The sequence below is a fragment of the Streptomyces sp. NBC_00154 genome (genome assembly GCF_026342835.1).
GTDB lineage: Bacteria > Actinomycetota > Actinomycetes > Streptomycetales > Streptomycetaceae > Streptomyces.
Map to the genome: position 1 here is coordinate 3,326,610 of NZ_JAPEMI010000001.1, position 14,837 is coordinate 3,341,446.

The 14,837-nt window shown below is 72.4% G+C and carries 9 protein-coding genes; 3 read left to right on the plus strand and 6 right to left on the minus strand.

The window, feature by feature from the left end:
• Positions 1–9 precede the first annotated feature (9 nt).
• Positions 10–954 carry an aldo/keto reductase gene (locus OHA03_RS14975; RefSeq protein WP_267004350.1) on the plus strand — a complete coding sequence of 315 codons (945 nt, stop codon included), beginning with the start codon at positions 10–12 and terminating at the stop codon, positions 952–954.
• Between the two features lie 4 nt (positions 955–958).
• Here the strand turns inward: OHA03_RS14975 and OHA03_RS14980 are convergent, their stop codons facing one another.
• The 4 genes from OHA03_RS14980 to OHA03_RS14995 form a co-directional block, all read right to left on the minus strand.
• The gene (locus tag OHA03_RS14980) at positions 959–2,500 is read right to left on the minus strand and encodes a PrsW family intramembrane metalloprotease (RefSeq protein WP_267004351.1); all 1,542 of its coding nucleotides are present in this window, start codon (positions 2,498–2,500) and stop codon (positions 959–961) included.
• A 96-nt stretch (positions 2,501–2,596) separates the two neighbouring features.
• Entirely contained in the window at positions 2,597–3,406 is an 810-nt protein-coding gene (gene trmB, locus OHA03_RS14985; protein WP_267004352.1) for a tRNA (guanosine(46)-N7)-methyltransferase TrmB, read from the minus strand.
• A complete protein-coding gene (lhgO, locus tag OHA03_RS14990; RefSeq protein WP_267004353.1) occupies positions 3,399–4,655 on the minus strand; it encodes an L-2-hydroxyglutarate oxidase in 1,257 nt (418 codons plus the stop codon). The genes trmB and lhgO overlap by 8 nt, the downstream gene beginning before the upstream one ends.
• Before the next feature lie 160 nt (positions 4,656–4,815).
• Positions 4,816–6,411, minus strand: coding sequence for a sporulation protein (locus tag OHA03_RS14995; protein WP_267004354.1), 1,596 nt, complete (start codon positions 6,409–6,411; stop codon positions 4,816–4,818).
• A 1,144-nt stretch (positions 6,412–7,555) separates the two neighbouring features.
• Between OHA03_RS14995 and OHA03_RS15000 the strand changes: the two genes are divergently transcribed.
• Positions 7,556–9,667 (plus strand): asparagine synthase-related protein, encoded by a 2,112-nt coding sequence (locus OHA03_RS15000; protein WP_267004355.1) that lies wholly within the window; start codon positions 7,556–7,558, stop codon positions 9,665–9,667.
• Between the two features lie 51 nt (positions 9,668–9,718).
• Here OHA03_RS15000 and OHA03_RS15005 read toward each other — a convergent pair whose 3' ends face one another.
• Together OHA03_RS15005 and OHA03_RS15010 are read right to left on the minus strand one after the other, a co-directional pair.
• Entirely contained in the window at positions 9,719–11,704 is a 1,986-nt protein-coding gene (locus tag OHA03_RS15005; protein WP_267004356.1) for a sigma-70 family RNA polymerase sigma factor, read from the minus strand.
• Positions 11,705–12,082: 378 nt separating this feature from the next.
• The gene (locus OHA03_RS15010) at positions 12,083–12,964 is read right to left on the minus strand and encodes a TetR/AcrR family transcriptional regulator (protein ID WP_267004357.1); all 882 of its coding nucleotides are present in this window, start codon (positions 12,962–12,964) and stop codon (positions 12,083–12,085) included.
• A 339-nt stretch (positions 12,965–13,303) separates the two neighbouring features.
• On the opposite strand from OHA03_RS15010, the gene OHA03_RS15015 reads away from it, so the two are divergent.
• Positions 13,304–14,710 (plus strand): NAD(P)/FAD-dependent oxidoreductase, encoded by a 1,407-nt coding sequence (locus OHA03_RS15015; protein ID WP_267004358.1) that lies wholly within the window; start codon positions 13,304–13,306, stop codon positions 14,708–14,710.
• Positions 14,711–14,837: the final 127 nt, after the last annotated feature.

The window sequence follows — 14,837 nt, forward strand, 5'->3', positions numbered from 1 at the left end:
GATCCATTTATGACTTCTCTTCGTAAGCTCGGCTCTTCCGACCTCCAGGTCTTCCCGCTCGCGCTCGGTGGCAACGTCTTCGGCTGGACCGCCGACGAGGCGCAGTCGTTCGCCGTACTCGACGCGTACGTCGCGGCGGGCGGCAACTTCCTGGACACCGCCGACGCGTACTCCGCGTGGATCCCCGGCAACGAGGGCGGCGAGTCGGAGACGGTCATCGGCAAGTGGCTCGCCGCACGCGCCAACCGTTCCGACATCGTCGTCGCCACCAAGGTCGGCGCCCACCCCGCGTACAAGGGGCTCTCCGCCGCCACCATCAAGGCCGCGGCCGAGGAGTCGCTGCGCCGGCTGGGCACCGACCACATCGACCTCTACTACACGCACTTCGACGACGAGACCGTTCCGGTCGAGGAGATCATCACCGCCCTCGACCAGCTGGTGAAGGAGGGCAAGGTGCGCGAGATCGCCGCCTCCAACATCAGCCCGGAGCGGCTCCAGGCGTCCCTGGACTTCTCCGAGCGCGAGGGGATCGCCCGATACGTCGCCCTGCAGCCGCACTACAACCTCGTCTCCCGCGACACCTACGAGGGAGAGCTCCAGGAGACGGCCGCCCGCGCCGGTCTCGCCGCCGTCCCGTACTTCGCCCTGGCCTCGGGCTTCCTCACCGGCAAGTACCGTCCGGGCGCGTCGGTGGAGAGCGCGCGGGCCGAGAAGGCCGGCCAGTACCTGGCGTCGGAGCGCGGACAGAAGGTCCTGGCCGGACTCGACAAGGTCGCCAAGGAGCGCAGCGCCGAGATCGCGACCGTCGCCCTGGCCTGGCTCGCCGCCCGTCCGACTGTCGCCGCCCCGATCGCCTCCGCCCGTACGGTCGAGCAGGTGCCCGCCCTGGTGGCCGTGGCCGACCTTCAGCTGACCGAGCAGGAACTGGCGGAGCTCACCGAGGCATCCGCCTGAGCCCTCACCAGAGGCGCGGAGGCGGGCCGCTGCCGTACGGCGGCCGGGCATACGGCTGCTGGGCATGGGGTGGCAGATACGGGTTCGGGCTGTAGCCGCCGTACTGCGGGTGCGGGGCCGGCCCTGCAGGTATGTACCGGGGGCGCAGGCGGCCCGTCGCCTGCGCCGCGTACGTCAGCGCGGGTCCGGCCACCTCCCTGCGCTGCCAGAGATGGTGCAGCAGCTCCAGCTCCCGCGCCACGAAGTCCGGGTCCGCGGCCCCGCGGCGGGCCCGGCGGCGCAGGAACGCCAGCGACGTCGCGAACGACTCGTACTCGGCGACCGCACGGGCGGCCGCTCTGCCGTGCGCCTTGGCCTGCGCCTTGGCATGACTGCGGACCTGCGCCACGACCCGGCTGCTGCCGTACGGCACTCCGTACGAGGTGCTGTAGGCACTCGCGCTTCCGTAGGCACTCGAGTGCTGGTGGCGCGCCATGTCCCGGGCCATACCGCGGGCCCGCATCGAGGAGAGCGCGAGCGGCTCCGCCGGGGTGAGCCAGCCGGCTGCCGCATAGGCGGGCAGCTCGGTGGCCAGTGTCCGCAGCTCCCGCTGGCGCGACCAGATCACCAGCCAGGTGACCAGCCCGAAGACCGGGACCATGAACACGCCGTACACGACGTAGAAGCCGTACGGAACGAACGCCCCCGAGCCGTTCCACAGGGCGTGCATGCCCATCGCGAGGATCAGCCCGAGCAGCGGCAGCAGGATCCGGCGGAGGCGGTGGCGACGTGCGCAGAGCGCCGCGAATCCGAAACCCAGGCCGGTCAGCACGGTGAAGAGGGGATGCGCGAACGGCGTCATCACGACGCGTACGAAGAACGTCGCGGCCGTCACCGACGCGAAGCCCGAGGCGCCTATCTGCTGGTCCTCGCCGAAGGCATTGCCCAGATAGAGGATGTTCTCGGTGAAGGCGAAGCCCGTCGCGGTGAAGCCCGCGATGACGACGCCGTCGAGGATGCCGCTGAAGTGGCGCCCTCGGAAGAGGAAGATCAGCAGGACGGCCGTGGCCTTCGCGCTCTCCTCGACCACCGGTGCTATCACCGTGGCGCCGAGGGTGTCCGCGCTCGCCGGATCGGCGGTGGCCGTCGCGATCCAGCGGGTCGCGAACGAATTCGCGATGATCGCGATCAGGGCGGCGGCGCACGCGCCCCAGGCGAAGGCGAACAGCAGATTCCGCCAGGTCCACGGCTCGACCCGGTCCAGCCAGCGGAACGCCGCCATCAGCAGGGGCACGGGCAGTACCGCGAGGCCCAGACCGACCAGGAACCCCTCCGTACCCGTCTGATCGCGGACCAGCGCGAGGATCACCAGCCCGCAGAGAGCCAGCACGGTGAAGACCGCGCCGACACGGAACGTCTTGCTCCGCCAGACCAGGCCGACCTGGTGCGGCCGGTAGCGCCACTGGCCCCGCTCCGGTACGGCCGCCAGGATCTCGCCGACCCGCTGCTCCTGGAGAAGCGGGACGGCCGGCTGCGACTGTTGCTGCTGCACAGACCCGTCGGACACCCGATGACCCTAACGAGAGGGACTGACAACTGACCATGGGGCGACGGGGGATACGTACCGATCCGTCAGTAAATCAGCAGCTCAGCGGCTCATGGCTCAGCGGCGGGCGAACAGCAGGTCGTGCACGACATGGCCCTTGTCCAGGCCCTGTCCCTCGAACCGGGTCAGCGGCCGGAACGCGGGCCGCGGTGCGTAGCCGCCGTCCGCCTGGGTGTTCTCGAAGCGGGGATGCGCGGTCAGCACCTCCAGCATCTGCTCGGCGTACGGCTCCCAGTCGGTCGCACAGTGCAGCACGGCCCCCGGCTTCAGCCGCTGCGCCACCAGATCGAGGAACTCGGGCTGGATCAGCCGCCGCTTGTGGTGGCGCTTCTTGGGCCACGGGTCGGGGAAGTACACCCGCAGCCCGTCCAGCGAGTCCGGCGGCAGCATCTCGCGCAGCAGGATGATCGCGTCGCCGTTGGCCACCCGGATGTTGGACAGTCCGTTCCGGTCCGCGAGACCGAGCAGGTTGCCCTGGCCCGGGGTGTGCACATCGACGGCGAGTATGCCGGTGCCCGGATCGTCGGCCGCCATCCGGGCGGTGGCCTCACCCATCCCGAAGCCGATCTCCAGCACGACCGGGAGCCCGTCGAAAAGCTCCGGCAGGTCGAGGACCGACTGCCCGTCGATGTCCAGACCCCACTTCGGCCAGAGCCGCTGCAGAGCGTCCTCCTGGCCGGGTGTGACACGGCTGCGGCGCGGCTGGAAACTGCGGATCCGGCGCTCGTGGTGCGAGCCGGCCGGATCGGCGGCGGGCCCGCCGGGGAAGCGCGGCTCCTGACGCAGCCTGCGCTGCCGCTCGAAGGCGGCGGCACGCAGATCGTGGGACTCGTCGGTCTCGGGGGCGGGATTCAAGGACTCAGACACAATGCCCCGATTCTACGGCGGGCGGCTTCCATCCCGTCCCGCGTGCCCGGAGCAGCGCCCTGCGTGCCACCTCCCGCCCGATGGGCAGCGAGGCCGTGGCGGCGGGCGACGGAGCGTTCAGTACGTGCACGGTGTGCGGGGCCTCGCGGATCAGGAAGTCGTCCACCAGCGTGCCGTCGCGCAGCACCGCCTGGGCCCTGACACCGGCCGCGACGGGACGCAGATCGTCCTCGGTGACCTCGGGCAGCAGCCGCCGCACCGCCGCCGTGAACGCGCGCTTCGACAGCGAACGGTGCACCTCTCCCGCCCCGTACCGCCAGTGCCTGCGTGCGATCCGCCAGGAGCCGGGCCAGGCCAGCGTGTCCAAGAGCTCATTCGGGCGTACGACCGGCCAGCCGTACCCCTCGCGGGCCAGCGCCGGCACCGCGTTCGGCCCGACGTGGACGCTGCCGTCGTGGCCCCGGGTCAGATGCACCCCGAGGAACGGGAAGGCAGGGTCGGGGACCGGGTAGACCAGCCCGCGCACCAGCTCCGGCCTGGCCAGCTCGTAGTACTCCCCGCGGAAGGGCACGATCCGCATGCCCGGGTCGTCGCCCGCGAGGAGCGCCACCCGGTCGCACTGCAGCCCCGCGCAGTTGACCAGGACCCTGGCCCGCACCACCCGTCCGTCCGCCGTCCGCACCGCCACACCCCAGGGACGGCGGTCGATCGCCGTGACCTCCGCCCCGAACCGGATCAGCCCGCCCGCGCCACGCACCTCGGCCGCGAACCGCTCGGTGACCGCTTTGAAGTCGCAGACCCCGGTCGTCCCGACCCGGATCGCCGCGAGCCCGCGCACCTGCGGCTCGTACTCCGCGATCTGCGCAGGTCCCAGCTCCCGCACCGGCAGCCCGTGATTGCGGCCGCGCTGCACCAGCGCGTGCAGCCGGGGCAGCTCGGACCGCTCGGTCGCGACGATCAGCTTGCCGGTCACCGCATGCGGGATGCTGTGTTCCGCACAGAAGTCGACCATCTCCGCGGCGCCGCGCACCGCGTAGCGGGCCTTCAGCGAGCCAGGGCGGTAGTAGATACCGCTGTGGATCACTCCGCTGTTGCGCCCCGTCTGATGGCGCGCCGGGCCCCACTCCTTCTCCAGCACCGTCACCCGCGTGCCCGGAGCGGTCCGCGTGATCGCATACGCCGTCGACAGGCCGACGATCCCGCCGCCGATCACCAGCACATCGCAGTCGTACGCCGCGTGCGTCATCATCACGCCACCTCCCACCCCGATAGTGCACTGACCCACTGACAACGCACTCAAACCAGCGGGGCCCAGCGTGGCGCCGAGATTTCTGCCGGCGGCCGCCTGTACGTCGCCCGGAGGACTCCGCGCAGGCATCCGAGGGGGCGGGCCTCGCCCGGGGAGGCTGCTACGCGGGTGCCACCAGCAGCGGTCGCGCCCGCTCACGCAGCTCGGCGACGCGCGGCTCGTCCCCGTACGGTTCGAGGCGATGCAGCAGGTCCCGTACGTACTCGGTCGTGCGCGCCGACGAGATGCGGCCCGCCACCTCCACCGCCCGGGTGCCCGCCGCGCACGCCGCGTCGAGGTTGCCCGACTCCAGTTCGGCGACCGCCGAGACCACCAGTCGCAGCCCGTGCGAGCGGACGAACTCCTCGGTCGGCCGGGACAGCGCCTGTTCGGTGAAGCGCCGTACCTGCCGGGGTGCCTTCAGGTCGCGGTAGCACTCCGCGGCGTCGGCGGCGAACCTGTCGTACGAGTAGAAGCCCAGCCACGACGGGTCGGCGTCGCCGTCCCGGGCACGCTCCAGCCAGCTCTCGGCGGCCTTGAGCGCTGCCCCCGCGGCCGGTGCGTCGCTCGCCTTCGCATGGGCCCGCGCCTCGACAAGACGGAAGAAACTCATGGTGCGGGCGGTGGCGAGCCCGCGGTTGCGTTCGACAGCGGCCTGCGCGAGGTCGACCCCCTCGTCGGCGAAGCCGCGGTAGGTCGCCTGCAGCGACATCGAGGCGAGGACATAGCCGCCGAGCGGTACGTCGGCGGCGGCCCGGGCCAGCCGCAGCGCCTGGATGTAGTACCGCTGCGCGGCTTCCTGCTGGCCGGTGTCGAATGCCATCCAGCCGGCGAGTCTGGTCAGTTCGGCGGCGGCGCCGAACAGTGCCCGGCCCACCTCGTCGCTGTACGAACCGAGGAGCAGCGGCGCCGCGTCCACCCGTAAGCACTCCGGGACCATGGAGGAACGCCAGTCGCCGCCGCCGTACTTGGAGTCCCAGCGGCGGGCGTCCTGGGCCGCCTCGCGGAGCTTGGTCACGTCGCTGTGGCCGACCCGGAGCGGCGAGATGTCGTTCACGGAGTCGGGCCCCGGCTGTACGGGAAGGGCGGGAGCACCCGGAGCGCCCGGCGCGCCCTCCGTGCTCGGAACGCCCGGTGCTGCGCCCGCTGATGCGCCCCGTTGCGCGCCCGGCGTACTCGGAGCGCGCTGTGCAGCCGGCGCACTCTGCGTGCCGAGGATCGCCGCCTCCGCGGCCGACGAGTCGCGTGCCACCGACGCGTCGGCGGGGGATATCAGCCAGCGGGACGCGGGTGTCGCGTACGCACTGACCGAGAACGAGCCCGCCAGCGACTGCCAGATCCCGCCGCCGCCCGCCCGCCGTCCGGCCAGATCCAGCCGGTACAACTCGGTTGCCGAACGCACCGCCTCACCCACATCGCGCGGGAAGGCAAGACCGACCTCCGGCGCCGGATCGGCGTCCGCGAGCCCGATCTCGTGCAGCGGGACCGGGCGGCCGAGTTTGGCGCCGATCGCCGCGGCGATGAGATGGGGCGCGGCGCCCTGCGGCACCATGCCCTTGGAGACCCATCTCGCCACCGAGGTCTTGTCGTAGCGAAGTGTCAGGCCGCGCTGCGCCCCGAGGTCGTTGACCCGCCGGGCGAGCCCGGCGTTGCTGATTCCCGCGAGGGCGAGAACGGTTCCGAGCTTCTCGTTCGGCCCGCGTTGCTCCCTGGACATGCGCCACCCCTCGACACACAGACGGCCGCCGCGTCACCCGTCGAGGCGCGCGGCATTCGTACCGTGTCCTCCCCAGGGACGGACCCCGGCACTCCGGCCGCACAGGCATGTGGCCGAGCCCCGAGGAATATGCCTCCTGCCGAGAACCTCAGTGAACCCAGCGTAGTTCGCCGCATCCCTACCGTTAAGGGGCAGACGTCCGTATGGCGGGATTGTTGCCCGTGCGGACGGTCGCGGACGGACGGTGGAGGGAGCGCGGCGGGACGGAGGGGAGGCGGGAGGGCCCGAGGGGCGGGAGGGGAGCGTGAGGCGGACGGCCGGTGGACGCGAGGCGGGCGGGGAACGAGCCCGCCGTGACGATCCGGTCGCCCTCCCGGACCTGCCGGAATGCCGCTCCGGGCCCCGCGGGGGCGAGCTCCCTCGTGCTCCTGCCGTGTGGCCGTGCGCCCGGCCGTGCGCTGTTGTCCGGCCGTCGAGGGAGCGCTTCCATGGGTGCTGCGTGGGTCGGCCCACTGCACTGGACTCAGTGGGCTGGGGGACACTGCCGCCTCATTCCCCGCAGGCGGCGGACCGGTCCGGGAGGCGAACCGCGCCTCCCGGACCGTGCGCGGAGCCGATGGGCGGCCGGCGGGGGGAGCCGGTGGCGGAACCGGTGCAGGAGCCGGTACGGAGTGGGTGCGGATCCGGCCCGACAACCTTGCTCCAAAACGCAATATAACGGTGCATTACGTGCGACGCTCTTCGCGCTCAGCGGCCGATGCGCCCTCCGAGAATGGCCGAATGACGTCGGTCGGTCGGGGTTGGGCCGAGCGATTCGCGGACACCCGACGGGCTGTTGGCGGGCGGACCCGAGGGTGGCCGGATTTCAGCCGGTACCGTCCGGGTACGGCGGGGAACGCAACACCCGGAACCTTTGCGTCCGTTGCCCCGCAGTCCGCCACGCCGTCCGCGCGGCCGAGATCGGACGCCCGCCACCTGCACTCCGGCCTTTGCCAGGGGCGCATGCGCTTCCGACGTGCGCCCTCCGTAGCCACTCCTGCGCGCCGTTGTCGTGGCAGCATGTTCGCAACGGCGCTGAATGCTCACGCAGTTCTCCCGACATGTTCCGGGCGCGCCGTTTTGTCCACAGCCTGTGGAGGCGGCGATGCGTTGGTTGGTGGGGTGGAGCAGTATCGCCGCGAGTTTCGGCACGGTCGGTGCGGTCGGCGGGGGTGACGAGGGGCGCACGGTGCACCCCGTGGGCTCCCAGCTCCTGTGGGGCGACCCGGATCCGCTCTGGGCCGTCGGCGACTGGCGGCCCGACGAGATCCGGATCAGCACCCTGGAGACCGCCGAGGGCACACCCACCGCCCGCCTCGCCGTCCTCGGCTGCTGCGGCGCCACCGACGAACAGCTCCGGCTCGGCCTCCTCGCCGCCCGCGGCGGCGCGCTGCGCCATCTCACCGCCTGGGCGGGCAGTTACACGGCCGTCGTCCAGATAGGCCGACGGGTCACCGTCGTCGGGGACCTCGCCGGAGCCCGCCCGGTCTTCTACACACCTTGGGCCGGCGGCACGGCGTACGCGACCGCCGCACTCCCGCTCGCCGACCTGATCGAGGCGCAGCTGGACATCGGCCACCTGGCCGCGCTGCTCGCCTGCCCCGAGACACCGGAGGCGCTGCGCGACGGCACTCCGTACGTGGGTGTGAAACGCATCCCGCCGGGGCACGCGCTCATCCTCCGTGAGGGCTCGCGCGAGATCACCGGGTACGAACCGGTGGCCTCCCTTGCTGTTGCGGCGCCCCAACTCGACCCGGTGAGCGCCGTGGACGGGGTGCGCGATGCGCTGGTCGAAGCGGTACGCGCCAGGCTCACGGCCCCGCGCCACGCCCCCGAGACCCTGCCGCCCGACCCGGGCCCGGTCCCCGGCATGGGCCCTGCCGAACGCCGCGCCGCCCGTGGCGCACCCGTCCCCGGCATCGGCGCCGACCTCTCCGGCGGCAGCGCCTCCGCCACCCTCGCCCTGCTCGCCGCGGGGCTGCCGGGGCTGCCCGGCACGCTCCTCGGCCACGGCACGGGAGCGGGCGAGCGGCTGCTCGCCGTCACCTTCAACGACCTCACCACCCGCGACCACGAGGACGAACTCGAACGCGCCGCGGTCATCGCCGCCAACCCGCGCCTGCACCACGTCGTCGTCGCCGCCGGCGAGGAGGCCCTGCCCTACGCCGATCTGGGCAGCGGCCCGCTCACCGACGAACCGGCCGCATCCCTCGTCGTCGCCGAACGCCACCGCCGCCGGCTCGCCGCGGGCAGCGCCGACCACCTCGTCGGTGACGGCGCCCGGCAGGTCCTCGACGCCCACCCGGCCCGCCTCGCCGACCTCCTGATGGATCGGCGCCGACGCCACCTTCTGCGCCCGGTCGCCGCCCTGGCCAGAGCCGAACGGCCGTCGGCGCACTCGTTGTTCGTCCCGCTGACCGTCTACCGCGCCGCGCGCCGCCTGGCCCGTACGTCGTACCGCACCGGCCTCGAAGCGGCGGCCGACCGGCTCCCGGACGCCAATCGCCACACCCCCGGCCTCGACACCCCTGCCGACGCCTCGCTCGCCGCGCTCACCTGGTCGCGGCCCGGCCCGGCCGCACGCTGGCTGACGGGGGAGGCGCTCGCCGAAGTCTCGGTTCGTCTGCAGGAGGCGGCGATCCGCCCCACCTCCGTGCAGCGCCCCGGTGAGGCGCGCGCCCGGGCCGCGCTCGCCCGGCACGCCGCCGACCACCGGATCCTGGAGCAGGCCGCCGAGATCCGCAGCCAGCGGCTGCACGCCCCGTTCCTCGACAATCAGGTGGTGCGCGCCGCCCGCGCCCTGCCCGAATCGCTGCGGGTCCAGCCCGGCGCCCGCGCCGCGATCCTGCGCCGGGTCCTCGCCGGTGCGGGCATCCATGAGCTGCCGCCGGGCTGGGGCACCCCCTCCCAGGCCACCTCGACCGCGGTCAGCCGCACCGGCCTGCGCACCGCGCTCCCCGACCTGATCGCGCTCTTCGACGCCCCGCTGCTCGCCGACGCGGGCCTGATCGAGGCCCGGGTCGTGCGGAAGGCACTGCGCGCGGCCTCCGAGGGCGAACCGCTGCCCCTGGACGGCCTCGCCGACCTGGCGGCCACGGAACTCTGGCTCCGCCGCCTCGTCTCGCGCCGCGGCACCTGCTGGACAGGCACGGCGGCGCCCCGACAGCGCGCGGTGGCGGGCGGGGTGGCACCGGCGCGACGCACCCTGCAACGCTGACAGCCGGCCGCCGGCGCCGTCACCTGCCGCCCGGCCCCGAACGGCCGCGCCTCAGCCGCAGCTGATTCTCGACTTCGCCCAGTCGGCCGGCGCCGCCCCGCCGAACGGCGCGTGCGGTTCGACGACGAGCCGGATCCGCTGCTGCCCCGCGATACCGAGGTTCACCGGCACGGGCGGATGGTTGCCGTTCATCACCGGGGAACGCCACAGCCGTGCCCCGTCACCGTCGAACACGGAGAAGCGCACCGAGCCGAGCCCCAGTGCCAGATCGTCGACGCCGACCATCGCCTCGTAACGGCTGCACGGGCGGTTCAGCTCGATGGTGACCGAGGACCTGCTCTGCACGGTCACCCCGTGCGCGTACCGCGTACCGCCGATGGACATACCGGAGCGCTTCCAGACCCAGCTGCTCTCGCCCGTCACCAGCTCAGGCTCGGTGTGGTCGCCGAGGACGGAGTAGCGCAACTCGCTGACCCGGTAGACGGTCGGCGGCGCGGGCGGCGGTGGCGGGGCAGGAGTGGCCGTCGCGGACGGCTCGGGCTTCGGCGGTGCGGGGACCGGGGGCTTCGGCGTAGGTGTGCGGGTAGGCGTGGGCGCAGGCGTCGGAGGCTGCGGGGACCCGGTCGGCGCAGTGGCCGGCAGGACGGGAGTGCTCGGCGGCTCGGGCGTGGGTGTCGGCTTCGGTGGTGGGGGCGACGGCACCGCGGGCGCCACCACCGGAGGCCTGGCCACAGGCCTGGCCTCCGGCTTCGGCGACTCGCCACCGGCCAGCGCCCACACCAGACCGGCCGCGGTCGCGACGGCCACCGCTGCCGCGATCCCGGCCTTGACCGGCGCACCCAGGCCTTCCGAGGCCGCCGCGCCACCGGCCGAGCCGCCGGACGAACTCCCGCTCGTCGCCGCCGCGGCGGCACCCGCACCTGCCGCACCCGCGGCGCCACCCGCCACGATCCCGGCGGTCTTGAGCGCGTACCCGGCGGCGAACCATCCGATGACCGCGACCGGAAGCAGTGCCGGAATCCCGGCGTTGACATGTGCCAGTTCGCCCGCGGCGACCCGGCACTTCGCGCACTCGTCCAGATGCTTGCGCAGCCCGCGCTCGGCCCGGATCCGCAGCCCGCCCCGGGCATACGCGCCGAGCCGGTCCGCGTAGCGGGCACAGTCGCCGCCGGAAGTGAGCGACCGGCTCACATGCGCCTGCAGATATGCCTGCTTCAGCCCTTCGCGCGCCCGGCTGGCCAGCACCGCAGTGGCGTTGGCGGTGAGCCCGAACAGCGGCGCGATCTCGCTCGGCGACTCCTCCTCGACGGTGGTGTGCCACAGCACCGCCTGCCAGCGCTCCGGCAGACTGCGGAACGCCTTCATGGCCATCGACTGCTCGGCCTCGTGCATCGCCAGGACGTCGGCGCCCAGATCCAGCGTGTCCGCGTCCGACACCTCGGAGAAGCCGGCCGCCTGCGCGGCGAACACAGCGAAGTCGTCGACCAGTTGCTCCCGTTTCGCCGTCTTTGTCCAAGCGGTTGCGACATGCCGGACGGCCGTCATCAGATACGCACGTACGGCTTCCTCGGGCCCCTTGCCGCCCCGAACCGCCTGCAGGGTGCGGGCGAAGACCTCGGCCGTCAGGTCGTCGGCGGTGTGGGCGTCCCGGCAGCAGCTCCGCGCGTAACGACGCACACTGCCCGAGTGGCGCCGGAACAGCTCCTCGTACGCGAGATCGTCGCCGCCCCGCATCTGCAGGATCAACTGAGCGTCGGAGGGGGCGAGTGCGGCGGTGCCGGAACCGCTGCCGCCCGCTCGCTGCATCGGTACGGCGGCTTCGGCTCCGATCCCGCCCGCCGGCTCCACCGGCCCGCTGCCGACGGGCGCGGGCGGCCAGGGGCCGGGCAGTACATTGCCGCCTTCGGCGTCGTCGCCCGACCGCCCGGGGCCGGCCTGACTCGGCACCTGCCGGGCGGACGTCCCGCCGGCCTCCGTGCCACCGCCCACGGTCGAGATACCGTCGAGCGACTCTTCCTGCTGCCCGTCACCGCTCATCGCGGAAGCCCCCGTATGCGCCTTCGGACCCGAACACCGGGCAAGAGTGCCACATGGCGCAATGACGACGGTCGTTCAGTTCCGGCAACCACTCATCCGGGGCGTTTTCCCGAAAGCGAGCACTAACAGCCACTCGAACAGGGAAGGAACAATGCGACCGAGAGGCGGGTGAGTCGTCGAGCGCGACCCCGCACACACGGGCCGCACCGACTCCCCACACCACCCTCATCCGCCCGAGACGCCACCCTCACAGCGGCGAAGGCCCCAGGCGCACAGAAGGCCGCCCGGTGGACGCACGGATCGTGCCGGAGCAGGCACTCGGTCCGCCGGAGCACGCACTGAGCCGGCGGCCCCGCTCGAACAGCTCGAACAGCCCGCTCACGCCGGGCGTGAGCGCAGCCCCTCCAGCAGGATGTCCAGCAGCCGGGCCGAAGCGGCGGCCTGCTGAGCCGCATCCGGCAGCGAGGGTGCCGCCGTGGCGATGACGAGCAGCACGTCCGCCACTGTCACATCGCGGCGCAGTTCACCCGCCGCCCGTGCCCGGTCGACCAGCCGGCCCACGACCTCCAGCAGTTCGGCCGCGCCCATGTCGTCGTCCGCGAGCCCGTCCTCGTCGGTGGAGCGCCGGCCGACGACCCGGAGGTCGGCCTGCGCCACTCCCTGCCGCTGGTGAGGCACCCGAGCCTCATCCCGGACGTCACCGGAGCCGGAGCCCTGACCCGGGGCCGCGCCGCGTACGGCTCCCGGCTCTCCGACGACTGTCGAGTCGTCCACATCGACGCCGACCCGCAGCACCTGCGGCGGCAGCAGACGACCCGCGCCCGAGGCCACGGACGTGCGCAGGAAGCGCGAGAGCGCCGACCACGGCTCGTCCTCCTGCCCCAGTGCGGCCCGCGCCTGGTCGGTCAGCCGGGAGGTCTCCTCCTCGGCTATCCGCCGCACCAGCACGTCCTTGCTCGGGAACCGCCGGTACACCGTGCCGACCCCGACCCGGGCGCGGCGCGCCACGTCCTCCATCGGGGCCCCGTACCCCAGCTCGCCGAACACCTCGCGCGCGGCCCGCAGCACATGTTCGAGATTGCGCTGTGCGTCCACGCGCAGCGGCGCCGAGCGGGCGCCGTCGCCGGACCCGACCGTGGTTCCCACCGCAGTTCCGGCTCCGGCGGAACCCACCGAGCCGACTGTCCCCACTGTGCCGATTCGTCCGTTTCCTTCGGACGAGACAGCAGCAGTCTGCCAATGCGATTCCTGAATGTGCATAACTTTTCCCCCGGTTATGACGTCTCCCCCCGGAGACTCCCGCCGTGTCAGCCGGGGAGTGGATCATCATCCCAACCCGACACCCCGACGACATACGAACATAGTTGAGCCCGGGTCAATTCAGAAGGGGGTAGTTCCGCACGGAGCGCCCCCCGATCGGAGCAAGGACCGGTTGGTTCCTGTTTCCGCCCCACCCAGCCACCCCCGCTGCAACGTCTGACCTGCGCGCCTTCCGTGCACCCGCAGGGATCGACGACACCGGTCCCTGGAAAACCTCCGGTCACACAATTTGCCGAGGCTGTGGACAAATATCGGAGCACGATGCGTCATGGGGAGGTGATGGCTTCAGATTCCCGGGGGACGCCCCCCGGCCCGCCGCCGGGTGAGCGCATTCTCGTCATCGGCGGCGGCTACGTCGGGATGTACACAGCGTTGCGTCTCCAGCGGAAGCTGAAGCAGAGACTCAAGTCCGGCGAGACCGAGATCGTCGTCGTCACGCCCGAGCCCTATATGACGTATCAGCCGTTCCTGCCCGAAGCCGCAGCCGGCTCGATCTCGCCGCGCCATGTCGTGGTGCCGCTCCGTCGCGTCCTGGCGCACTGCACCATCGTCATCGGCGAGGCGCAGCAGATCGACCACGCCAAGCGCACCGCGACCGTCACCACCCTCGCCAGCGGTGAGGACGGCACGGGCGCCGTGGAGATCCCGTACGACGAGATCGTCATCGCGCCCGGTTCCGTCTCGCGCACCCTCCCGGTCCCCGGCCTCGCCGACCACGGCATCGGCTTCAAGACCATCGAGGAGGCCATCGGCCTGCGCAACCACGTCATCGAGCAGATGGACATCGCCTCCGCCACCCGCGACCCGGCCATCCGCGACGCCGCCCTGACCTTTGTCTTCGTCGGCGGCGGCTACGCGGGCGTCGAGGCGCTCGCCGAGCTCGAGGACATGGCCCGCTACACCGCCCGCTACTACCACAACATCAAGGCCGAGGACCTGAAATGGATCCTCGTCGAGGCCTCGGAACGCATCCTTCCCGAAGTCGGTGACGCGATGGGCACGTACGCCATCCGGGAGCTGCGCGGCCGCAACATCGACGTACGCCTCGACACCCGGCTGGACTCCTGCGAGGACCGGGTCGCCGTCCTCAGCGACGGCTCCCGCTTCCCGACCCGCACGCTCGTGTGGACGGCGGGCGTCAAGCCCGCCCCGATCCTTGCCGCCACCGATCTGCCGACCGACGAACGCGGCAGGCTCAAGTGCACGGCGAAGCTCACCGTGGAAGGCGCCGAACACGCCTGGGCCGCCGGGGACGCCGCGGCCGTTCCCGATCTGACCGCGGGAGAACCGGGCAAGGAGACCGCTCCCAACGCGCAGCACGCGGTGCGTCAGGCCAAGGTCCTCGCCGAGAACATCCTCGCGGCGATCAGCGGCGAACCGCTCAAGGAGTACCGGCACAGCTACGCGGGCTCCGTCGCCTCGCTCGGCCTCCACAAGGGCGTCGCCCATGTCTACGGGCGCAAGCTCAAGGGCTATCCGGCCTGGCTGATGCACCGTACGTACCACCTCAGCCGGGTGCCGACGTTCAACCGGAAGGCCCGCGTTCTTGCCGAATGGACCCTCGCGGGACTCTTCAAACGCGAGATCGTCTCCCTCGGCTCACTGGAACACCCGCGCGCCGAATTCGAACTCGCCGCGGGGGGAAGACGTACCGACGGCGGCGGCCCGCCGAAGAAGGATGGCTGACTGTCAGTACGGTCGGTCACACTGGACGTGTGACCATAGGTGGGCTCACACCTGCACAGAGTGACCCGGCCGGCAGTGACCAACAGTGACCAGTACGACGAGGCCCGGCTGCGCCTCCCCGGGGGTC